Origin of the sequence: Microbacterium marinilacus, assembly GCF_019753765.1 — a bacterium.
Classification (GTDB): Bacteria; Actinomycetota; Actinomycetes; order Actinomycetales; family Microbacteriaceae; genus Microbacterium; species Microbacterium marinilacus.
In genome coordinates this window covers 45,513-65,495 of sequence record NZ_JAIJZW010000016.1, presented here as the reverse complement: position 1 = coordinate 65,495, position 19,983 = coordinate 45,513, and the positions used below count along the sequence as shown (strand labels likewise).

Annotated in this window: 20 protein-coding genes; 6 read left to right on the top strand and 14 right to left on the bottom strand. The window is 72.2% G+C overall.

What is annotated here, in order from left to right:
• Nucleotides 1-83 precede the first annotated feature (83 nt).
• The 5 genes from K5S26_RS17595 to K5S26_RS17575 all read right to left on the bottom strand — a co-directional run bounded on the left by K5S26_RS17595 (nt 84) and on the right by K5S26_RS17575 (nt 4,096).
• Entirely contained in the window at nt 84-1,682 is a 1,599-nt protein-coding gene (locus K5S26_RS17595; protein WP_221860635.1) for an ABC-F family ATP-binding cassette domain-containing protein, read from the bottom strand.
• A gap of 119 nt (nt 1,683-1,801) precedes the next feature.
• Complete coding sequence (locus K5S26_RS17590; protein ID WP_221860632.1) at nt 1,802-2,179, bottom strand: CHY zinc finger protein; 378 nt, start codon at nt 2,177-2,179, stop codon at nt 1,802-1,804.
• A complete protein-coding gene (locus tag K5S26_RS17585; RefSeq protein WP_221860630.1) occupies nt 2,176-2,769 on the bottom strand; it encodes an energy-coupling factor transporter transmembrane component T family protein in 594 nt (197 codons plus the stop codon). Before K5S26_RS17585 ends, K5S26_RS17590 begins: the two co-directional genes overlap by 4 nt.
• On the bottom strand, nt 2,766-3,503 hold the full coding sequence (locus K5S26_RS17580; RefSeq protein WP_221860628.1) for an energy-coupling factor ABC transporter ATP-binding protein: 738 nt from the start codon (nt 3,501-3,503) through the stop codon (nt 2,766-2,768). Before K5S26_RS17580 ends, K5S26_RS17585 begins: the two co-directional genes overlap by 4 nt.
• Nucleotides 3,500-4,096, bottom strand: coding sequence for a biotin transporter BioY (locus tag K5S26_RS17575; RefSeq protein WP_221860627.1), 597 nt, complete (start codon nt 4,094-4,096; stop codon nt 3,500-3,502). The genes K5S26_RS17580 and K5S26_RS17575 overlap by 4 nt, the downstream gene beginning before the upstream one ends.
• 67 nt (nt 4,097-4,163) lie before the next feature.
• Here K5S26_RS17575 and K5S26_RS17570 point away from each other — a divergent pair, with 67 nt between their 5' ends.
• Nucleotides 4,164-4,742 carry a helix-turn-helix domain-containing protein gene (locus tag K5S26_RS17570; RefSeq protein WP_221860625.1) on the top strand — a complete coding sequence of 193 codons (579 nt, stop codon included), beginning with the start codon at nt 4,164-4,166 and terminating at the stop codon, nt 4,740-4,742.
• Between the two features lie 140 nt (nt 4,743-4,882).
• Nucleotides 4,883-5,968, top strand: coding sequence for a zinc-dependent alcohol dehydrogenase (locus K5S26_RS17565; RefSeq protein ID WP_221860623.1), 1,086 nt, complete (start codon nt 4,883-4,885; stop codon nt 5,966-5,968).
• Between the two features lie 89 nt (nt 5,969-6,057).
• Here the strand turns inward: K5S26_RS17565 and K5S26_RS17560 are convergent, their stop codons facing one another.
• From K5S26_RS17560 to K5S26_RS17520, 9 genes are all read right to left on the bottom strand, one after another.
• Nucleotides 6,058-7,653 (bottom strand): ABC transporter substrate-binding protein, encoded by a 1,596-nt coding sequence (locus K5S26_RS17560; protein ID WP_221860621.1) that lies wholly within the window; start codon nt 7,651-7,653, stop codon nt 6,058-6,060.
• 92 nt (nt 7,654-7,745) lie between these two features.
• The gene (locus tag K5S26_RS17555; protein ID WP_221860619.1) at nt 7,746-8,531 is read right to left on the bottom strand and encodes an ATP-binding cassette domain-containing protein; all 786 of its coding nucleotides are present in this window, start codon (nt 8,529-8,531) and stop codon (nt 7,746-7,748) included.
• A complete protein-coding gene (locus tag K5S26_RS17550) occupies nt 8,521-9,438 on the bottom strand; it encodes an ABC transporter ATP-binding protein (protein WP_221860617.1) in 918 nt (305 codons plus the stop codon). Before K5S26_RS17550 ends, K5S26_RS17555 begins: the two co-directional genes overlap by 11 nt.
• The gene (locus tag K5S26_RS17545; protein ID WP_221860615.1) at nt 9,435-10,358 is read right to left on the bottom strand and encodes an ABC transporter permease; all 924 of its coding nucleotides are present in this window, start codon (nt 10,356-10,358) and stop codon (nt 9,435-9,437) included. The genes K5S26_RS17550 and K5S26_RS17545 overlap by 4 nt, the downstream gene beginning before the upstream one ends.
• Nucleotides 10,355-11,335, bottom strand: a complete 981-nt coding sequence (locus K5S26_RS17540; RefSeq protein WP_221860613.1) for an ABC transporter permease — start codon at nt 11,333-11,335, stop codon at nt 10,355-10,357. The genes K5S26_RS17545 and K5S26_RS17540 overlap by 4 nt, the downstream gene beginning before the upstream one ends.
• 273 nt (nt 11,336-11,608) lie before the next feature.
• The gene (locus tag K5S26_RS17535) at nt 11,609-12,505 is read right to left on the bottom strand and encodes an IclR family transcriptional regulator (RefSeq protein WP_221860611.1); all 897 of its coding nucleotides are present in this window, start codon (nt 12,503-12,505) and stop codon (nt 11,609-11,611) included.
• Nucleotides 12,506-12,683: 178 nt separating this feature from the next.
• The gene (locus K5S26_RS17530; RefSeq protein WP_221860609.1) at nt 12,684-13,739 is read right to left on the bottom strand and encodes a hypothetical protein; all 1,056 of its coding nucleotides are present in this window, start codon (nt 13,737-13,739) and stop codon (nt 12,684-12,686) included.
• Nucleotides 13,736-14,278 carry a UGSC family (seleno)protein gene (locus K5S26_RS17525; RefSeq protein WP_221860607.1) on the bottom strand — a complete coding sequence of 181 codons (543 nt, stop codon included), beginning with the start codon at nt 14,276-14,278 and terminating at the stop codon, nt 13,736-13,738. The genes K5S26_RS17530 and K5S26_RS17525 overlap by 4 nt, the downstream gene beginning before the upstream one ends.
• Nucleotides 14,279-14,444: 166 nt before the next feature.
• Nucleotides 14,445-15,530, bottom strand: coding sequence for an ABC transporter substrate-binding protein (locus K5S26_RS17520; protein WP_221860605.1), 1,086 nt, complete (start codon nt 15,528-15,530; stop codon nt 14,445-14,447).
• A gap of 230 nt (nt 15,531-15,760) precedes the next feature.
• On the opposite strand from K5S26_RS17520, the gene K5S26_RS17515 reads away from it, so the two are divergent.
• From K5S26_RS17515 to K5S26_RS17500, 4 genes are read left to right on the top strand one after another with little or no spacing between them, the layout of a single operon-like run.
• Nucleotides 15,761-16,225, top strand: a complete 465-nt coding sequence (locus K5S26_RS17515) for a MaoC family dehydratase (protein WP_221860603.1) — start codon at nt 15,761-15,763, stop codon at nt 16,223-16,225.
• Nucleotides 16,222-17,187, top strand: coding sequence for an SDR family NAD(P)-dependent oxidoreductase (locus tag K5S26_RS17510; protein ID WP_246604213.1), 966 nt, complete (start codon nt 16,222-16,224; stop codon nt 17,185-17,187). Before K5S26_RS17515 ends, K5S26_RS17510 begins: the two co-directional genes overlap by 4 nt.
• Nucleotides 17,184-18,785: an AMP-binding protein gene (locus tag K5S26_RS17505; protein ID WP_221860601.1), complete on the top strand. Its 1,602-nt coding sequence runs from the start codon at nt 17,184-17,186 to the stop codon at nt 18,783-18,785. The genes K5S26_RS17510 and K5S26_RS17505 overlap by 4 nt, the downstream gene beginning before the upstream one ends.
• Nucleotides 18,782-19,963, top strand: a complete 1,182-nt coding sequence (locus K5S26_RS17500) for an acyl-CoA dehydrogenase family protein (RefSeq protein WP_221860599.1) — start codon at nt 18,782-18,784, stop codon at nt 19,961-19,963. The genes K5S26_RS17505 and K5S26_RS17500 overlap by 4 nt, the downstream gene beginning before the upstream one ends.
• Nucleotides 19,964-19,983 lie beyond the last annotated feature (20 nt).

Below are 19,983 nucleotides of genomic sequence, written 5' to 3'. Positions count from 1 at the left end.
CCCGCCGCGCGTAGCGGCGGTCGGTCAGAGGGGCACCACGGACGCGTCCGTCGGGCCCCTCTGACCGCCGCAGCACCGCCGGTTCACGCGAGCGTGATGAGGTCCAGGTAGGACTTGTTCCAGATGTCCTCGACGCCGTCGGGCAGCAGCAGCACGCGCTCCGGGTTGAGAGCCTCGACCGCGCCCTCATCGTGCGACACCAGCACGACGGCGCCCTCGTAGTGCGCCAGCGCGCCGAGGATCTCATCGCGCGACGCGGGGTCGAGGTTGTTGGTGGGCTCGTCGAGCAGCAGCACGTTGGCGCTCGAGACCACGAGCGTCGCGAGCGACAGGCGCGTCTTCTCCCCGCCCGACAGCACTCCGGCCGGCTTCAGCACGTCATCGCCGGTGAACAGGAACGATCCCAGCACCTTCCGCGCCTCGGTCTCGTTGAGGTTCGGCGCCGCCGAGATCATGTTCTCGAGCACCGACCGCTTGACGTCGAGGTTCTCGTGCTCCTGGGCGTAGTAGCCGATCTTGAGACCGTGCCCGGGCTCGATCCGGCCGGTGTCGCTCTCGTCGACACCGGCGAGGATGCGCAGCAGGGTCGTCTTGCCGGCGCCGTTGAGCCCCAGCACCACCACCTTCGAGCCGCGGTCGATGGCCAGGTCGACGCCGGCGAAGATCTCGAGGGCGCCGTACGACTTCGACAGCGACGACGCCATGAGCGGGGTCTTGCCGCTCGGCGCCGGCTTCGGGAAGCGCAGCTTCGCCACGCGCTCGTCCTGCCGGACCTCTTCGAGGCCGGCCAGCATCTTCTCCGCCCGGGCCACCATCTGGTGAGCCGCCGCCGCCTTCGAGGCCTTGGCGCCGAAGCGCGCAGCCTGCTGCTGCAGCACCGACGCCTTCTTCTCGACGTTGGCGCGCTCCTTCTTGCGACGCTCCTCATCGGCCACGCGCTGGCGCAGGTAGTGCTTCCACCCCATGTTGTAGATGTCGATGACCTGACGGTTCGCATCGAGGTAGAACACGCGGTTAACCGTCTCGCCGACGAGCTCGACGTCGTGGCTGATGACGATCAGACCGCCCTTGTAGGACTTCAGGAACTCCCGCAGCCACACGACGCTGTCCGCGTCGAGGTGGTTGGTCGGCTCGTCCAGGATCATGGTCTCGGCGTCCGAGAACAGGATCCGGGCGAGCTCGATGCGCCGACGCTGGCCACCGGATAGCGTCTTCAGCGGCTGGTCGAGGATGCGGTCGGGAAGCGAGAGGTTGTTCGCGATCGTCGCCGCCTCGGCCTCGGCCGTGTAGCCGCCGAGCGACTCGAAGCGCTCCATGAAGTGGGCGTACCGCTTCATGGCCTTGTCGGCGACCTTCGCGTCCTCCGACGCCATCGCCAGGGATGCCTCATGCATGCCCTGCTGCAGGGAGCCCAGGCCGCGGGCGTTCAGGATGCGGGTGCGCGCCAGCTCCTCCGGGTCGCCGGAGCGCGGGTCCTGCGGCAGGTAGCCGAGCTCGCCCGACCGGTCGACGCGGCCGTCCGCGGGGATCAGGTCTCCGGCGAGCACCTTCGTCAGCGTGGTCTTTCCCGCACCGTTGCGACCGACCAGGCCGACCTTGTCGCCGGGTCCCACACGGAAGGAGACATCCGACATGAGCATCCGCGCGCCGACGCGGATCTCGAGGTCGTGCACGGCAAGCACAGCGGCGCATCCGTTCTCCGCGCGCGGCGCGGCATCCAGGGTGGGGTCGTGGCCGAGCGGCCAGCCTCCCAGTATAGGGATCGGTTCCTGAGCGCCTGAAACGTCCGTTCCGCGACGGGTCAGGCGAAGTACAGATGCCGGTGCAGCCTGCAGCCGGGGTTGAAGGCCGCGCCGCAGCGCGCGCAACCCGATGCGGCGAGATACTCCTCGATCGTGGACGTGCCGGCGCACACGCCGCACAGCAGTGCGCGACGGTCGTGCTCGTCGCTCCGCCACCGCTTCGCCGGATGATCGGCCGCCGCCTCGTGGCACGCGTGGCACGGATACCACCTGCCGCAGCAGGGGAAGAGGATCGCGAGCACGTCCAGCGGGCCGGACCAGTGAGCGCAGCGCGTCTGGGCGTCGACGACGGCGCCGTGCACGAGGTGGGCGCCGACCCGGATCGGGGTCGGCGCCGCTCCCCCGCCCTGCGTGTCGTCGTCCGGACGCCGCGTCATCCGATGCCTCGCGCGCCGAGCGCGTCGGCCACATCGTCGGCGTGACGCAGGCTCATCACCAGCAGCGTCACCACCGACCGTGCACCGAGCCGCACTCCGCGGGCGCGTTGCGCCTCGCGGATGCGCGTGGCGAAGTCGCCCACCACGGGCACGAGCGCGATCGTCAGGGTCAGCGTGAACCCGACCCGCCACGGATCGACGCCGACGTGCCGCAGAGGCATGAGCGCCCGCTGCAGCGCCTCGAGCAGCGCCGACGTGCGCGTCGTCAAGGTGAGGAGCCCCGCGAGCATCACGACCGAGACGACGCGCGTGGTGTTGGCGAAGGCCTCCGCGGGCGTCAGGAAGACGAGCTGGGTCGCGGCCACGAGCACCACGATCCACCGCGCCGCCCACAGCTGCCGCAGCCAGGTCGCCGGACCGAAGCCGCCGAACGCGAAGGCGAGGCAGACCAGCACGAGCGCGGCGGCCGCGGTCGGGACGGTGCGCGCGACGAGCGAGATCGCCAGGGCGAGCACCGCCAGCCCCGCCAGCTTCGCGCCGGCCGGGGCGCGATGCAGCGGGCTGTCACCAGGGCGGTAGAGCGAGATCATCGACCAGGCTCTCGTCCCGTCTCGGCGAACTCCGCCCGGTACCGGGCGATCAGGTCGGCGGGCGGTCCGATCTCGGTGAGGCGCCCGTCGGCGAAGCGCACCGCGACGTCGCACCGGCCGGCGAGCTCGAGGTCGTGCGTCACAATCACGGTCTGCGCGGGCACCTCCCGGACCAGGAGATCGCCGATCCGACGCGCGTTGCCCAGATCGAGCAGCGTCGTGGGCTCGTCGGCGATCACCAGCGCGGGATCGCGGATCAGCACGGACACGAGCGCGAGCAGCTGCTTCTGCCCGCCCGAGAGGCTGTAGGCCGGCTGGTCGGCGCGTTCGGCGAGCCCGTGCCGCTCGAGCGCGGTCCTGACGCGCGAGGCCGTCTCACTGCGCGACAGGCCTGATCCGCGAAGCGACAGAGCCACGTCCTCGGCCACCGTGGGCATCAGGATCTGGGCGTCCGGGTTGGTGAACACGAACCCGACGCGCTCGCGCACGCGGGCTCCGTCGCGAGACACGTCCAGGCCGTGCACCACGATTCGCCCCGACGTCGGCGCGACCAGCCCGTTGAGCAGGCGCGCGAACGTGGACTTGCCTGAGCCGTTGGCGCCGATCACGGCGACGCGATGCGCGTCGATCGTCGCCGTGACGTCCCGCAACACCGCGCGGCCGCCGAGCTCGACCGTCACGCCCTCCAGCCGGATGGCGGAGCCGGCCGGCTCCGCCCGTCCGCCACGGCTCACGCGTCGGCCGTCGCGCGCGGCCGACGCACCGCCGGCAGCGCGAAGGCCGGCGGGTAGGCGCGCCACAGCGCCGCCGAGATCACCGTTGCCAGCACCGCCTTGACCAGGTCGCCAGGAAGGAAGATCAGGCTCGCGCCCGCGGTCGGGAGCAACGGGGTGTCGGTGACGATGGCGGTGCCGGGCACGCCGAACGCGTAGACGACCAGGATGCCTCCCACGATCGATCCGATCAGGGAGCGCCACCAGACGACCCGGTCGAGACCCGCGCGTGCGATGAGCCCCGTCATGACGACTCCCGGCACCCAGCCGACCAGGTATCCCGCGGTGGGGCCGACGAACACGCCGAGCCCGCCGCTGCCGCCTGTCAGCACCGGCAGGCCCACCGCCGCGAGCAGCAGCACGACGAGCACCGCCGCGGCTCCCCGTACCGGCCCGAGCACCACGCCCGCGAGCATCACGCCGAGCGTCTGCAGCGTCACCGGGACGCCGGTGGGCAGCGGGATCTGTCCGGCGACGCCGAGGACGACGATGATCGCGGCGAAGATCGCGATCCGTGCGAGGTCGCGCGCCTCGAGGCGAGGGGACGGGGCCATGGGTTCCTCCTGAAGGTCGCTCAACTGAACGGTGTTCACCTGAACACCGTTCACTATACTTGCCCTCATGGAGTCACGTGACGCGCGCACCGAGCGTCACACGCGCGACGGCATCGTCGACACCGCGCTGGCCCTGCTGCAGCGCGCCGGGCTGCCCGACCTCTCGATGCGCCGGCTCGCCGCCGAGCTGGGCGTGCAGCCGAGCGCACTCTACTGGCACTTCGACAACAAGCAGTCGCTCCTCGCCGACATCGCCGACCGCATCGTCGCCTCCGCGGCGCCCGTCGCCCCGTCCGCCGAGCCGGCCGCCGACGTCGCCGCCGCCGCGTCCGCCCTGCGCGACGCGCTCCTCGCCTACCGCGACGGCGCGGAGATCGTCCTGAGCACGCAGGCCCTCGGTCTGGGCTCGGATGTCGCCCACGACCGCCTCGCCGGAGTGCTCGCGCCGCTCGCCGGCGACGACGCGCAAAGCGCCGCGACCGTGCTCCTGCAGTTCGTGCTCGGCCATGCCTCGCTCGTGCAGCAGCGCATCCAGGCCGCGCGGTTCGGCGCGTACCCGGCGGCAGAGGCCGAGGTCGTCGAGCAGACCGCCTCCGACTTCGCTCGAGGCGTGCGGATGCTGGTCGGCGGGTACGCCCGCGGCTGACGGAGGCCGAGCGGCCTTCCGCGCCCCGGAACCGGGCATTGGCGCGACCGCGGCGTCGCCGTAGCCTCCCCGTGTCCAGGCTGCGATGCCTGCATCCGGCGCGCCGTCGATGTCGACGGCCACGACGAAAGGCGATGCCCATGACCACATCCCGCGCGGCCCTGCTGACGGGCCCCGATACCGTCGAGCTGGTCGAGTACCCGGTGCCCGACGTGGGAGAGGACGACGCGGTGCTCCGCATCGAGGCCGCGGCGCTCTGCGGCAGCGACATCGCCCAGGTGCGCTCGGGCCTCAGCGCCGGCAGGCCCACCCACCTGGTGCCGGGGCACGAGCCCATGGGAGTGGTGCACGCGATCGGCCGGTCCGCCGCGCGTCGCTGGGGCGTCGGCGTCGGCGACCGGGTCGCCGTGGAGGTGGTCGTCCCCTGCCACGAGTGCCCCTCCTGCGCGGTGCGCAACCACGTCGCGTGCGAGCGCTCGCTCGGCGCCTACGGGTACCGCCCGTTCGAGAGCCCGACGCCGCTCATCGGCGGCTTCGCCGACTACATGTACCTGCATCCGCAGTCCGTCGTGCATCGGATCGACGCGGAGGTCCCGGTCGCGGAGGCCGCGATGTTCAACTCCATCGCGGCGGGCGTGCGGTGGGCCGGACACCTGGGCGACGTGCGCCCCGGCGCGACCGTCGTCATCCTCGGCGCGGGCCAGCGCGGCATCGCGGCCGCGATCGCCGCGCGGCAGGCGGGCGCCGAGCAGATCATCGTCACGGGACTCGCCCAGGACGCCCACAAGCTCGACGCCGCGCTCGCGATCGCGGCGGACTCGGCGGTGATGGCCGACTCCGAGGACGTCCCGGAGCGTGTGCGAGAGCTCACGGGCGGACGGCTCGCCGACGTCGTGCTGGACCTCACCCCCGACGCCGCGCAGCCGGTGCAGGACGCGCTCGAGGCCGTGCGTCCCGGCGGGCGGGTGGTGCTGGCCGGACTGAAGCACGGCCGCGGCATCGAGCTCGTGACGGACCGGATCGTGCAGAAGGGCATCACCGTGGTCGGCGCCCGCGGGGTGGAGTCCACCTCCATCGACGAGGCGATCGCGCTGATCGAGTCGCGTCGCTTCCCGCTCGACCTGCTCCACACGCACTCGTTCGGCCTGGACGAGGTCGTGCACGCCATCGACGTGCTCGCGGGAGTCCCGGACGACCCGGCGATCCACGTCTCGCTGGTGCCCTGACCGTCCTGTCCGGTCATGGGCCGGCGGGCCGCTGACACCACGCACGACGAGGGGGCCCGGGATCATCCCGGGCCCCCTCGTCGTGCGCCTCATTCCTTGAGCTGCATGTTCAGCCAGGGGGTGGTCGAGACCCGCCCCGTGTCGTCGAGCAGACCGTCCCACCGGGTGGTGTTGACGGTGGTGAAGGCGCCGTCGAACCACGCGACGGGCGCGTAGTACATCAGCTCGCGCGCTCGCTGCTGCATGGCATGGAAGTACTCGGCCCGCGTCTCGCGGTCGATGCTCTCGGCGGCGCCGGCGGCGGCTGCGTCGAGCTCCGGGTCGCAGATGCCCGACGGGTTCGACGCCGCGGCCTTCTTGTCGTTGCAGGTGTACCAGCGCGCGATGCCGATCGTGGGGTCAGCCCCGATCGTGGAGCGCAGGAACGCCAGGTCGAAGTCGCTCGCCGTGTAGACGCGCTCGGTGAACACCGCGGACGCGGAGCCGTTCAGGTTCAGGCCGATGCCGACCTCCGCGAGCTGCGACTTGGCGAGCTCCGCCGTCGCCGCCACCTCGCTGAGCGACGTGATGTACTCGACGTCCAGGGTGAACCGGAGGCCGTCGGACTGGACGGGATACCCTGCGGCGTCCAGCCCCTCCTCGATCGCCTCCAGGTCGCGCGGGAAGTCCTCGTCGAAGTCGATGCTGGCATCGCGCGCCCAGTCGAGCGTCTCGGGGAAGAACCCGGTCGCGGGCTGGCCGAGGCCGGACAGCGCCGTGTCGGTGATCGCCTCGCGGTCGAGCGCCGCGAACACCAGCGCGCGCACCTCCGGGTCCTGGAGGTACTCGCTCTGCGCGTTGAACATCACGGACACGAGCTGCGAGAACACGCCGCGCGTGCGCAGCTCCAGGTTCTCGTCCTCGCTCACGCGATCCTGCTGCGAGGGATCGATGCTCGCCTCGTCCACCTCGCCGGCGAACAACGCCAGCGCCCGCGTGTTCGGGTCAGTCATGATCGGGTACACGGCGCGGTCCACCTGGACCTCGCCCTCCCAGTAGTCCGGGTTCTTGACGAACACGACCTGCTCGCCCGACGAGTACGACTCGTACATCATCGGCCCCGTGCCGACCGGCTCCATGTTCGCCGGGTTCGTGACGTACTCGGTGCCCTCGTAGACGTGCTTCGGGATGATGAACTGGATGCCCAGGGTCTCCAGCAGGGGCCCGTACGGCTCGGTCATGTGCACGACCGCGGTGTGCTCGTCGACGACCTCCACCGTGTCGATCCGTGCCGCCAGGGGCGCTCCGAAGGTCTGCAGCTCGACGATCTCCTCGAGGTTGAACTTCACGTCCTCGGCCGTGAACGGCTCGCCGTCGTGCCAGGCGACGTCGTCCCGCAGGTGCAGCGTCAGCGTCAGCCCGTCGTCGCTCAGCTCCCAAGACTCCGCCAGCCCTGGAGAGAGCTCGTAACGGTCGGACACCCGCACCAGGGTGTCGAAGATCTGCGCGCTGAACATCGTGGGCGACAGCCCGCTCGTGACCTGGCCGTTGAAGCTGGTCGGCTCCTCCGCGATCGCCTGGATGTAGACGCGGTCCCCGCCGCCTCCTCCTCCGCCTCCGCCGCCGTCGCCGGTGCAGGCGGACAGCGCGAGCACGGCGGCGGCGCTCAGCGCGAGCGCCGCCGTTCGTCCGGTATGACTCTTCATCGAGTGCCTCTTTCGTCGGGATGGGATGGCTTTCGCCCCTGTGGTGCGGTGCTCGGCCCGGTGCCGACGTGCACGACCGGACCGCGCACGGGTCATCGCGCCGGCTCGAGCACGGGAGCCGCCGCCAGCAGAGTGCGGGTGTACTCCTGCCGTGGCTCGGAGAAGATCGCGGTCTTCGGGCCGGACTCCACGATCCGCCCCGACTTCATGACGATCACCTCGTCGGCGACCTTCTTCACGACCGGCAGATCGTGGGTGATGAACACGTAGCCCACGCCGAGCCGTTCCGTCAGGTCGCGCATCGTGCGCAGCACGCCTGCCTTCACCGACGCGTCGAGCGCCGAGACCGCCTCGTCCGCCACGATGATGCGCGGGCCGACGACGATCGCTCGCGCGATCAGGACGCGCTGGCGCTGGCCGCCGCTCAGCTCCCCGGGGAAGCGGTCCAGGAACTGCTCGCCCGGCGAGAGCCCGACGAGCTCGAGCGCCTCGACGACCTTCTCGCGCACGGCGGCCGGGCCGGAGGCGATCCGGTGCAGCCTCACCACCTCGGCGATCGCCTGACGCACGCGCTTGCGCGGGTTCAGCGACCCCGCGGGGTCCTGCAGCACCGCCTGCACGCTGCGGCGGAAGTGCGCGAGCCTCTCGCCGCGCATCGACGCGATGTCCTCGCCGTCGAGCAGCACCGTGCCCCCGGTGACGGGGATCAGGCCGAGGAGCATGCGTGCGAGCGTGCTCTTGCCGCTGCCGGACTCCCCGACGACCGCCACGAACCGGCCAGGGGCGACGCTCATGCTCGCCGCGTCGACGGCGACCACGTCGGCGCTGCCGCGCCGTCCCCGGAACGACTTCGACACCTCCTGCGCCTCAAGCAGCATCGCCGTCCACCTCCGCCGCCAGCTCCGCCCGCAGAGAGGGCGGTATCGAGTACAGCTCGTCGTCGTCCGTCAGGCTGCGGACGCTGCGCAGCAGCGCCTGCGTGTACGGATGACGGGGACGGGCGAGCACCTCGGCGGTCGCGCCCGACTCCACGATCCGCCCGCGGTACATGACGTACAGGCGTTCCGTCATGCCGGCGACGACCGCGAGATCGTGCGAGATCAGGATCAGCGAGGTGCCGAGCTCGCTCACGGTCTCGGCGAGGGTCTTCAGCACCACCGCCTGCACCGTCGCGTCGAGCGCCGTCGTCGGCTCGTCGGCGATGATCAGCTTCGGCAGCTTGGCGATCGCGATCGCGATCAGCACCCGCTGCCGCATCCCGCCGCTCAGCTCGTGCGGATAGCGGCGGGCCAGCTCCGCGACGTCCTCGAGACCGGCGAGGGCGAGGAAGCGCTGCGCTTCCGCCTCCCGCTCCCTCGGCGTGCCCCTCGGCACCGACTCGGCGACCTGCCGTCCGATCCGCATCACGGGGTTCAGGAAGGTGAGCGGATCCTGGAAGATCATGCCGACGGTCTCACGGCGCACGCGCGCCCACTCCGCCGCCGGCGCGCCGAGCATCTCCCGCCCGTCGAACCGGATCGAGCCGTTCACGCGCACACGCGACGACGCCGGCAGCAGCCCCGCGATCGCGCGCCCCGTGACCGACTTGCCGGAACCCGACTCCCCCACGATGCCGACCCGCTCGCCGCGCGCCACCGTGAGCCCGACCCGGGCCACGGCGCAGACCTCGTCGTGCTCCCCCGTCGGCAGATCGACGCGGAGGTCGGCGACCTCGAGCAGCGCCGGACCGCCGGTCTCCCCGGCCCCGTCCGCGCCCCGCGGCACGGCTTGCCTCGTGTCCGTCATTTCACCCTCCCGATCGTGGGATTGAAGGCGTCGTTCAGTGCGTCGCCGAGCATGTTCACCGCGAGCACGACGACGAAGATGCACAGGCCGGGGAACAGCGCCAGCCACCACCCGTCGCGCAGGTGCGCCTGCGCCGCGTTCAGCAGTGCTCCCCAGCTGGGCCGGTTGGCGTCGCCGACGCCGAGGAACGCCAGCCCGGACTCGACGAGGATCGCCCGCCCGACGGTCATGGTGGTCGCGACCAGCACCGGGGGCATGGCGTTCGGGATCACGTCGGACCAGAGGATCCGCAGCCCCCGGAAGCCCGCGGCGCGCGCCGACTCGACGTAGCCGAGCTGCGAGATGCGCATCGCCTCAGCCCGCACGATCCTCGCGACGCTCGGCCACATCGTCACCGACAGGATGACCACGATGATCACGACGTTCGAGCCGATCAGCGCCGCCGCCACCAGCGCGACGACGAGGCCCGGGAACACCTGGAAGAACTCCGCGACCTTCACCAGCGCGACGTCGATGAAGCCGCGGTAGTAGCCCGCGAGGCCCCCGACGACGACGCCGATCGTCATGCAGAGCACGGCGACGCTGAACCCGACGAGCAGCGACACCTGCGACCCGTGGACGACGCGGGCGAGGTAGTCGCGCCCCAGGTGGTCGGTGCCGAGCGGATGCTCGGCGCTCGGCGGCATCACGCTCGGGTACGCCGCCGCCGACGGGTCGCCCACGACGAACGGGCCCACGATCGCCACCACGGCGAAGAACGCCACGATCGGCAGGAAGATCCGGGTGACCGGCTTGCGCAGGAACGCGCCCCAGGCCGATCCGGGCTTGCCCCGCGCGCGCCGGCGCCGGCCGATGCCGCCCGGCTTGCCGGTCAGCGCCACCGAGACGGCGGTGGTGTCTACGCTCTGTCCGACGCTCATGCGGCTCTCCTCGCGGGTCGGGCGAACCGCGCTCGGAGGCGCGGATCGACGATGCCGTAGACCACGTCCGTGAGGAGGTTCACGACGATGATCGTGATCGTGAGGAAGATCACCACTCCCAGGACGACCATGTTGTTCTTGCGCTCGATCGCGTCGACGAAGAGCAGGCCCATGCCCGGCCAGCCGAACACGCGCTCCACCAGCACGGAGCCGGCGAGCATGAAGCCGAGACTGTAGCCCGCGACCGTGACCATGGGCAGCAGGGCGTTCGGCAGGCCGTGGCCCCACAGCTGCCGGGACGACGACAGGCCCTTGGAGCGGGCGGTGTCCATGTAGTCCTGGCCGAGCGACTCGATCATCGAGGAGCGCATGATGCGCGCCTTGAAGGCGAGCTCGCTGGTCGCCATCGTGATGACGGGCAGCACGGCGTACTCCCACGAGATGCCCGGCTGTCCGTAGGGGCTCTTGCCCTGGGTGGGCAGCCAGCCGAGCCACAGCGAGAACACCGAGATGAGCATCAGGCCGAGCCAGAAGTTCGGCACCGAGAACAGCGCGACCGAGGCGCCGGAGATGCCGGCGTCGAGCCACCGCCGACGCGTGCGCGCCGCGATCGATCCGAGCACGATCGCGCCGATGGTCGAGAGGATGAACGAGGGCACCGCCAGCGCCAGCGTGTTGGGGATGCGGCTCAGGATCAGCCCGAGGACCGGCTCGTTCGACCCGAACGAGTATCCGAGGTCGCCGGTCAGCACGTTGCCGAGGTAGATCAGGTACCGCTCCAGCACCGACTTGTCGAGCCCGTACGCCGCGGTGATCTGCTCACGGAAGGCCTCCGAGATCGGGGCATCCCCCACGAGGGACTGGATGGGGTCTCCCGGCGCGATCTCGAGCAGGAAGAACAGGACGGTGATGACCGCGATGAACAGCAGGACGGACGACAGCACGAGCCTGCCGTAGTGGACGACCAGCGCCTTCATCGCCGCCGTGCCGTTCCCGCTCGGGTGTGAGCCTCGCTCATGTTCTCCCTCGAACCTCCGCGTGACGCGGTCGCCTCTGACCGCCGGTGGCGTCCATCCTGGCCACGCCCGACAGGGACGGGACGAAAATCTTCCGTCCTGCGGAACCGCGATCCTCCGGCGTCCGGCACGGCGGGCGCGACGGGCCGCGCGTCCCGTCGTCGCAGGCGGAGAGGACCGCGAGACCGGCACCGCGTTCCGCCGCTCCGGCCTGCCGGAGGACCCGCGGCGTGGTCAGGCCAGGCCGGCCTTTCGTCGGTTGTAGGCGATCGTGCGCGGGTCGGGGCTGGCGGTGCCGTGCACGAGCGCGGCGGTGATGCGGTCGGCGGTGGCGCGGGCGAGCGTCACGAGCCGTCGGGGCTCGGCCTGGCCCAGCCGGTAGACGATGCCGACGGCATGTTCGATCCGCCCGTCCTCACCCGTCAGCGGCACCGCGACGGAGCCGGCGCCGTCGGCGAGGCATCCCTCGGCGATCGCGTACCGGCGACGGCGGATCTCCTCGACCCGGGCGCGGATGTCCGCGGCGGTCACGGGGGTCCGCGAGGTGAACGCCCGGTGCGGCGCCGCCAGGTAGCGCTCCAGCACCTCGTCAGGGGCGAACGCGAGCATCGCGAGGCCCGTCGCGGTGACGTGCAGGGCGAGCCGGCCCCCCATGCGGTTCTCGCCGGTGTAGTTCGGATGCCCGCGCAACGCCTCCAGGTAGACGACCTCGCCGCCGTCCCGCGTCGTGAGGTGCACGGTCAAGCCCGTCATCCGGTGCAGGTCGATCAGATGCGGCAGCGCCGTCTCGCGCAGCCTCAGCGCCTGTGTCGAGGTCGACGCGAGGTCGAGGAACTTGCGGCTCAGCCGGTAGCGCCCGGCGTCGTCGATGTCGAGGCCACCCCAGTCGAGGATCTCGTGCACGAGCCGGTGGGCGGTGGTGAGCGACAGATCGGCGTAGCGGCTGATCTCGGACAGCGTCAGCGCGCCCCCGCCCCGCGAGAAGGCCTCGAGCAGCGCGAGCATCCGCGCCGCCGCGGTGCGCTTCGCGCCGGCTCGCGTCTCGTCGGTGGAGGTCTCCTCCGCAGACGCCCCGTCTGCCGAGGGCTCGTCGGCTCCCGCGTGCCCCGCTTCCGGCGCCGCAGTGCCCATGGGTCGCTCCCTCGCCGAGGCCGCACGCCTCGCGCGACACCGTCACGCGCGCCCGCGAAGCGCCTCGTCTCCATCGTCGTGCGACGCGCCTCTGCGCCGCACGACGATGGTCCCACCGGCGCCGCACGGCGCGACAGGCGCCTTCCGGCCGGCGGAAAGCTGCGGTCGTCGCGTGCGCTCAGTGGACCGGAAAGGCGCGCCCCGACCAGGTGGAGAAGACACGGACGATCATCGAGATGGCCGCGTTGCGCGACCCCGCCACCACGATGGGCAGGCTCGACGGGCTCGCGTCGGCGAACACCGGGTGGAAATGGTCGGGCGCGAACGACTCGCCGCCGCGGCCGCTCAGCGCCTTGCCCACCCGTGCCAGCTCGGCCTCCGTGCGTCCGCTGTGCGCCACGAGCCAGTCCCGCACGTCCTGCTTGGACATGCCGGCGTCGGCGAGCAGCCGCGCATGCTCGGGGTTCATCACGATGCCGACGGACGAGTGGCGGAAGATCCACGAGCCAGAGCGCTGGATCGTGTCGGCGAAGTCGCGCAGCACCTCCTCCGGCGAGTGGAAGTGCCTGTTGTCCACGAACTCGCTGGTCCGCAGCAGGACGGCGCTCACCGCGCTGCGTCCCTCCGGCAGTCCCAGCTCGACGGACAGGGGCTCCCAGGGGCTGCCCTCCTCGTCCTCGCCGATGCACATCGACCACCGCCCGGGTATGCCCTGCGTGGCCTGCTCCAGCTCGTGCGGGAGGATCCCGAACGTGTTGCGCACGGTCAGGCCGACGGCACGCGGGATCGTCGCGTTGGCGCGGAACCCTGGCCCGAAGACGCCGCCGGTGGAGTTGATGCCCAGCTCGGCGCGAGCATCGCCGTTCACGACGATGAGGGGGCCGGGCCCGCTGGTCGACTGCCAGGCGCCGCCCACCGCCGACCTCTCGGCCGCCAGCGCATCCCACGTGGCGAGCACCACCGGCAGGTACTCGGGCCGGCAGCCCGCCATCACCGCGTGGGTCGCGACGTCCCGGACGGTCGCCACCCGGCCCACCTGCGGCAGGCGCGCGACGATCTCATCGGGATCGCGGTCCGTGTGCGAGAGGAACTCGGCGACCGCCTCCTCGGTCGCGGCGAACACCGGCAGCCCGTCCGTCCAGCCGCGCTCGAACAGGTACTCCCCGACCCGCGCCGCGGCCACCGGATCGAGCTCGGCGGCGTCGGCCTCCGTGACCGTCGAGGCACCGCTCATCGCGCGGCGCCCGTGAGCGCCCGCACGACGTCGTCGGCGATCCCGCCGGCTCGCCCGGAGATCTCCCCCGCGGCCAGATTGGCCACCGGGTGCTCCGTCGTGAGGAAGGGGAACGACGCGTCGCCCTGCAGCGACGCCATCGCCCGGGAGGTCTGCGCGAAGGCCTCGGTGCAGATCACGGCGACCGGCACGCCGGCACGCTGCAGCGCGATGCCGTCGGCGACGGCCGCGGCGCTGCACGAGCCGCAGTCGCCCACCCCCACCACGACGGCGTCGCAGGCGGCGACCAGGTCCTCGATCTGCTCCTCGCTGAGAGGCATCGCGAACTGCGGCTTGGTGCGCCGGACGAGCGAGCCCGCCCCGTGCCCGGACACCAGCGCATCCCCCACCGCGTCGAGGATCTGCGCGGCGTTGCGCTTGGTGTTCTCGAGCAGACCGACGCGGAGCCCGGTCACGGAGGAGACCGTCGCGTCGCCCGCCGCCGCCTGGGCCGCATCGGCTCGGGCGCTGGCGGTGGGATCGATGATGGCCGTCGACATGGGGTCCTCCGATCGCGTCATGGACGCCTCCCGCTGCCGGAAGGCACACGCCCACTATCCGAACGCGAGGCACCCGGCGTCGAGCCCCGATTCCGCGCGACGGAATGCCGGTGGGCTCGGGCCGCCCCCGCGGGCGGGCGAGAGCGGCCCGAGGACCTGCCGGAGGTCAGCCCTCCGGCAGGTACTCCTCCGTGATCCACTCGCCCGGGTCCGCGCCTCCCTCGAGGAAGCCGGCCTCGACATACGTGTCGTAGGCGGACTGCCACGCGTCGAGGTCGTTCTCGAGCAGCGCCGTGTCGCCGTCGGGCGAGACCCACGTCTGGCTCGTGTAGATCTCCAGCACGCCCTGGGCGACCTCGTCGTCGTCGAGGGCCGCGAACGTGAAGTCGCCGCTCGAGCGCAGCGTCTCGATGACGTTCGCGAAGTCGTTGTCCGCGTCGTCGATGACGTCCTGCACCGCCTCCTCGATCGCCGCCAGGAACGCTCGCACGTTCTCTGCCTGCTCCGGGTCGGCGAGCGTGTCCTCTGTCGCGATCCACGTCTGGATGTCCGGCGATCCGCCCAGCCCGGCGTCCGTGACGACCGCGTCCTCGTTCTGCTGGGCGATCTGCATGGACGTGTCGAGGCTCACGATGTAGCCCGCGAGGTGCTCCTGCTTGACGAGCTCGAACGCGGCCGCCGTGACCGGCACCGCCTGCCGTGCGACCTCGTCGCGGGGCACTCCCTCCGCGTCGAGGGCGAGGTTCAGGAGCTTCTCGCTCGTGCCGCCGATCGACCCCATGCCGATGGTCTCCCCCGCCATGTCCGCGGGCGACTCGACGGGGTTCTCGGTGGACGAGACGACCCGGACGTTCGACTTGTAGGCCATCGTGCCGACGGCCGTCAGCGGCTGGCCCTGCTCGAGCGGCGGGAAGAGGTCCACCGTGCTCGCGCGGGTCAGCGTCGCCGACCCGCCGAGCAGCGCCTGGATCGCCGCCGACGTGCCCTGCACGGCCTGCAGCTCGACGTCCAGCCCGTGCTTCTCGAAGTAGCCGCCCGCGTACGCGTACATCTCCGGCGTGAACGTGAACGACTCGAGCGGCAGGAAGCTCACGACGACCATCTCCGCGAGCTCGCCCGACCCCTCTCCGCCCTCGCCGGCCGCCTCCGGCGAACCGCCGCACGCCGCCAGCGCCAGCGCCGCGGCCGCGAGGCCCGCCACGGCACCCGCGCGTCTGCCGCGCCGTGCCGTCACCACGAGATTCCTGATCATCGTCGACCTCACTCTCGGTTCGCGACCGCATCGTCGCGGTCGGCACGCACGACGGTCGCCGACGCCGCGCTGGTCGTCAACGCGTTTTCCTCTCACTGAAATCCCGGTCGCGACGCCCCTTCCACCGGGACACGATCGGCATCGGGACGGCGACGTCGCCGCCCCGACTCGACGCACGGTGACGACGCCATGGGCCGTCGCCGGCGTCCCGGATCGACGAAGGAGTCCAGATGACGAACGCCGCGCGCCTCCAGACCAGGATCGAGGATGTCGGAGACATCGCGGGACGGACGTTCGGACCCTCCACCTGGAGAGCGATCCCGCAGGAGGACATCGACCTCTACGCACAGCTGTCCGGCGACGACAACCCGATCCACGTCGACGCGGAGGCCGCAGCGGCGTCGCCGTTCGGCGGGCGGATCGCGCACGGGCTCCTGACGCTCAGCATGGTCGTCCCCCACCTCCGTGAGATCTACCGTGTGGAGGGCACCTCGACCGGCATCGTGTACGGGTTCAATCGCATCAGGTTCCCGCATCCTGTGCCGTCGGGCGGCCGGATCCGCGTCTCGGGCACCGTCGCGGACGTCGCCGCGATCGAGGGCGGATGGCAGGTCGCGCTCGCGCTGGTCTTCGAGGTCGAGGGCGCGGACAAGCCCGCCGTGGCGGCCGAGCTGATCCTGAGGCACTACCGATGAGCGGCGAGGCGATGAGCGGGGACGCGGCGAGCGGCGCCGTGAACACCGCGGACGTGCGGCTCGACGGCCGCGTGGCGATCGTCACGGGCGCCGGGCGCAGCCTCGGACGGTCCTACGCCCTCGCCCTCGCAGACGCGGGCGCGGCCGTGGTCGTCAACGACGTCGATGCGGAGAGCGCCGAGCGGGTCGTGGCCGAGATCGCGGAGCGGGGCGGCCGGGCAGCGGCGGCCCCGGGCGCGGTCGGGCCCGCGGACACCGCCGACGCCCTGGTGGCCGCCGCGCTGGAGCGGTTCGGGCGGCTGGACGTCCTGGTCGCCAACGCCGGCGTGCTGCGCGACCGCGTGCTGTGGAAGATGGGCGACGACGACTTCGACCTCGTCGTCGAGACGCACCTGCGCGGCACGTTCACGACCGTGCGCGCCGCCGCGCGCGCCATGCGCGCCCAGGGAGAGGGCGGGCGCCTGATCCTGATCGGCTCGCCGGCGGGGCAGTTCGGCAGCTTCGGCCAGACCAACTACGCGGCCGTCAAGGCCGGCATCGTGGCGATGACCCGCACGTGGTCGCTCGAGCTCGCCCGCGACCGCATCACCGCCAACGCCGTCATCCCCACGGCGCTCAGCCCCATGACCGCCACGATCCCCGCCTACGCCGAGGTGTGGGAGAGGTTCCAGGCCGGCGAGCCGGTGCCGCACGAGTTCCGGCACGACCACGCGCTGGGCGGCCCCGAGGACGTCTCCCCCCTCGTCGTGTGGCTCGCGTCCGCCGCCTCCGACGAGGTGACCGGCCAGGCGATCGGCATCGGCGGCGACCGGCTCACGCTCTACTCGCACCCCGACGTGCTCGACACCGACTACGCCGACGGCGGCTGGACGGCCGCCGCGATCGACGCGTCGTGGCGCGAGCGGTTCGCATCCCGCGCGCAGCTCTCCGGTCCGCCCAGCCGCCGGGGCGGCGCGGCATGAGCGCCCCGCATTACAGCGACCTGTGGCAGGGCATCGCCCGCGCCGTGCCCGACCGCCCGGCGGTGATCACGGCCGACGGGACGACGAGCTGGTCCCGTCTGCACGCGGAGGCCTCGGCGCTCGCACGGCACCTCCGCGACGACCTCGGGCTCGGGCTGGGCGACGCGGCGGCGACCATCCTGTACAACCGTCCCGAGTACCTGGCGTTCACCTGGGCGTGCCTCTCGATCGGCGTCGCGCCGGTGGCGGTCAACTACCGCTACCGTGCGGGCGAGGTGCGGGCCCTGCTCGTCGACTCCGACTGCCGCGTCCTCGTCGCCCCCACCTCGCTCGGGGGCGTCGCCTCCGAGGCCGCTGACGGCCTCGGCACCGCGCTCGTCAGCGTGGACGACGGCGGCGACGAGATCCCGGGCGCGATCGCGTACCGCGACCTCGTCGCGCGCGGCGGCCGGATGCCGGCGACGGCACCGCGCGGCGCCGAGCTGCGGCTCTACACCGGCGGCACCACCGGCGCGCCCAAGGCCGTAGTCTGGGAGGTCGACACGCTGCTCGTGGCGCGCCGCCAGTCCACCTGGGGCATGATCGGCGTCGAGCCCCCGGAGACGCTGTCGGAGGCGGTGTCGATCGCCGTGTCCGACGATCGTCGGCGCGTCGTCACCCTGCCGCTGAGCCCCCTGCTGCACGGCACCGCCCAGTCGACGACGACGGGCACGCTCGCGATCGGCGGCACGATCGTCCTCCACGCCCGCCCGCGGATGGACATGGACGAGGCCTACCGGCTCATCCGCGAACACGGCGCCACGCGCCTCATCGTCGCCGGCGACGTGCTCGCCCTTCCGCTCGCCGAGGCGGCGGAGCGGGGGGACGGGCTGCCGGGCGTCGACTCCATCGTGAGCTCCGGCATGAGGTTCAGCGACGACGTGAAGCGGAGGCTGCACGCCCTCGGAGACCTCACCATCGTCGACATGTTCGCGTCCAGCGAGGGCGGCCCGTACGCCTTCGGCACCACCCGCAGCGCCGCCGACCTTCCGGCCCGCCTCGTGCTGACCCCCGATGCCGTGCTCCTCGACGAGGACCTGCGCGAGATCACCATCGAGCCCGGCGCGCTCGGCCTCGTGGGGTACCGCGGCATCCTGCCGCGCGGCTACTACGGCGATCCCGCGAAGACGGCCGAGACCTTCCTCGCGATCCGCGGGCACCGCTACGTTGTCCCGGGCGACTGGGCCCGTGCGCGCGGCGACGGCACGATCGAGCTGCTCGGGCGGCTCAGCGCGGTCGTCAACACCGGAGGCGAGAAGGTCTTCCCCGCCGAGGTCGAGGCGGCCCTGCTGGCGCACCCCGACGTCGACGACGCGGTCGTCTTCGGGCTGCCGGACCCGCGATTCGGCGAGATCGTGAGCGCCGCCGTCGCCCCGACGCCCGGCGCCGAGATCGACGTGAGCCGCCTGCTCTCGTTCGTCGACGACCGCCTGGCCGGCTACAAGAAGCCGCGCCTGGTGATGGTGCGCGCGAGTCTCGAACGCTCCGGCGCGGGCAAGGTCGACCTGCCGCGTCTCAAAGCCGAGGCGGCGCGCGAGCGAGAGGCCGCCACCGCATGACCCCGTCCCCCGCCACCGATCTGCTCGGCTACGGCGAGGAGCTGCTCGACGACGTCGAGCGCGAGAAGCTGTCGGCCCTGCGGGAGCTGCTCGACCGGCGCGCCCGTCCCCAGCTGGCGCAGTGGTGGGAGGCGGCGCACTGCCCCGAGCACCTGCGCGGCGAGCTCGCGGCGCTCGACCTGGAGGACGATCCCGCGCTGCTGCGGGAGGGCGGGCACCCGAGCCCCTACTACGTCGGCTTCAAGCACTTCGAGTTCCAGCGTTTCGACGCGTCGATCGGCACGCTCTACGGCGGCCAGGTGGGCATGTTCCGCACGGTGGTCCGAGAGGGCGGCACCGCGGAGCAGGTCGCCGAGCTCGACCCCCTCATCGGGCGGTTCGACTACACCGGCTGCTTCGCGCTCACCGAGCCGGACCACGGCTCGGACGTCGCCCGCGGTCTGGAGACGACGGCCACGCGAGACGGCGACGGCTGGCGCATCACGGGACGAAAGCGGTGGATCGGGAACGCGGCGATCTCCGACGTCATCGTCGTGGTGGCCCGAGACAGCTCCGACGGCGACGCGAAGGCCTTCCTGGTCCCGCGGGACGCGCCGGGCGTCGCCCTCTCCGACATCACCGGCAAGATCGCGCTGCGCATGGTGCGAAACGCCGACATCGTGCTGGACGACGTGCACGTCCCGGAGTCGCAGCGGCTCGGCCGCATCTCCTCGTTCCGCGACGTCGCGGCCATCCTCGGCAGCCTGCGTTACGTGATCGGCTGGAACGCCGCGGGCATGCAGGCCGGTGCGTACGAGGCGGCCCTCGCCTATGCCCTGCGGCGACAGCAGTTCGGGCGCCCGATCGCGGGGTTCCAGCTGATCCAGGAGAAGCTCACGCGCATGCTCGGCAACGCCACCGCCACGCTCGCTTTCGCCGTGCGGCTCACCGACCTCAGACACCGCGGCATGCTCACCGAGCCGGTCGCCGCGCTGGCCAAGACCTGGGCCGCCGACCGCGTCCGCGAGACGGTCGCGCTGGGGCGCGAGATCGGCGGCGCCGAGGGGATCCGCGTCGACACCGACCTCGCCCGGTACTTCGCGGACGCCGAGGCCGTCTACACGTTCGAGGGCACGCACGAGATGAACTCGCTGATCGTGGGCCGGTCGATCACCGGCCTCAGCGCGTTCACCGGGTGAGCTCCGAGCGGGTGCCCGCA

Excerpts from the sequence above, each read along its gene's own strand:
- K5S26_RS17540 (WP_221860613.1), bottom strand. The coding sequence starts at position 11,335 with ATGAAGGCGCTGGTCGTCCACTACGGCAGGCTCGTGCTGTCGTCCGTC.
- K5S26_RS17565 (WP_221860623.1), top strand. The coding sequence starts at position 4,883 with ATGACCACATCCCGCGCGGCCCTGCTGACGGGCCCCGATACCGTCGAG.
- K5S26_RS17520 (WP_221860605.1), bottom strand. The coding sequence starts at position 15,530 with ATGATCAGGAATCTCGTGGTGACGGCACGGCGCGGCAGACGCGCGGGT.
- K5S26_RS17560 (WP_221860621.1), bottom strand. The coding sequence starts at position 7,653 with ATGAAGAGTCATACCGGACGAACGGCGGCGCTCGCGCTGAGCGCCGCC.
- K5S26_RS17550 (WP_221860617.1), bottom strand. The coding sequence starts at position 9,438 with ATGACGGACACGAGGCAAGCCGTGCCGCGGGGCGCGGACGGGGCCGGG.
- K5S26_RS17585 (WP_221860630.1), bottom strand. The coding sequence starts at position 2,769 with ATGATCTCGCTCTACCGCCCTGGTGACAGCCCGCTGCATCGCGCCCCG.
- K5S26_RS17525 (WP_221860607.1), bottom strand. The coding sequence starts at position 14,278 with ATGTCGACGGCCATCATCGATCCCACCGCCAGCGCCCGAGCCGATGCG.
- K5S26_RS17500 (WP_221860599.1), top strand. The coding sequence starts at position 18,782 with ATGACCCCGTCCCCCGCCACCGATCTGCTCGGCTACGGCGAGGAGCTG.
- K5S26_RS17535 (WP_221860611.1), bottom strand. The coding sequence starts at position 12,505 with ATGGGCACTGCGGCGCCGGAAGCGGGGCACGCGGGAGCCGACGAGCCC.
- K5S26_RS17530 (WP_221860609.1), bottom strand. The coding sequence starts at position 13,739 with ATGAGCGGTGCCTCGACGGTCACGGAGGCCGACGCCGCCGAGCTCGAT.
- K5S26_RS17505 (WP_221860601.1), top strand. The coding sequence starts at position 17,184 with ATGAGCGCCCCGCATTACAGCGACCTGTGGCAGGGCATCGCCCGCGCC.
- K5S26_RS17570 (WP_221860625.1), top strand. The coding sequence starts at position 4,164 with ATGGAGTCACGTGACGCGCGCACCGAGCGTCACACGCGCGACGGCATC.
- K5S26_RS17545 (WP_221860615.1), bottom strand. The coding sequence starts at position 10,358 with ATGAGCGTCGGACAGAGCGTAGACACCACCGCCGTCTCGGTGGCGCTG.
- K5S26_RS17515 (WP_221860603.1), top strand. The coding sequence starts at position 15,761 with ATGACGAACGCCGCGCGCCTCCAGACCAGGATCGAGGATGTCGGAGAC.
- K5S26_RS17590 (WP_221860632.1), bottom strand. The coding sequence starts at position 2,179 with ATGACGCGGCGTCCGGACGACGACACGCAGGGCGGGGGAGCGGCGCCG.
- K5S26_RS17555 (WP_221860619.1), bottom strand. The coding sequence starts at position 8,531 with ATGCTGCTTGAGGCGCAGGAGGTGTCGAAGTCGTTCCGGGGACGGCGC.
- K5S26_RS17510 (WP_246604213.1), top strand. The coding sequence starts at position 16,222 with ATGAGCGGCGAGGCGATGAGCGGGGACGCGGCGAGCGGCGCCGTGAAC.
- K5S26_RS17575 (WP_221860627.1), bottom strand. The coding sequence starts at position 4,096 with ATGGCCCCGTCCCCTCGCCTCGAGGCGCGCGACCTCGCACGGATCGCG.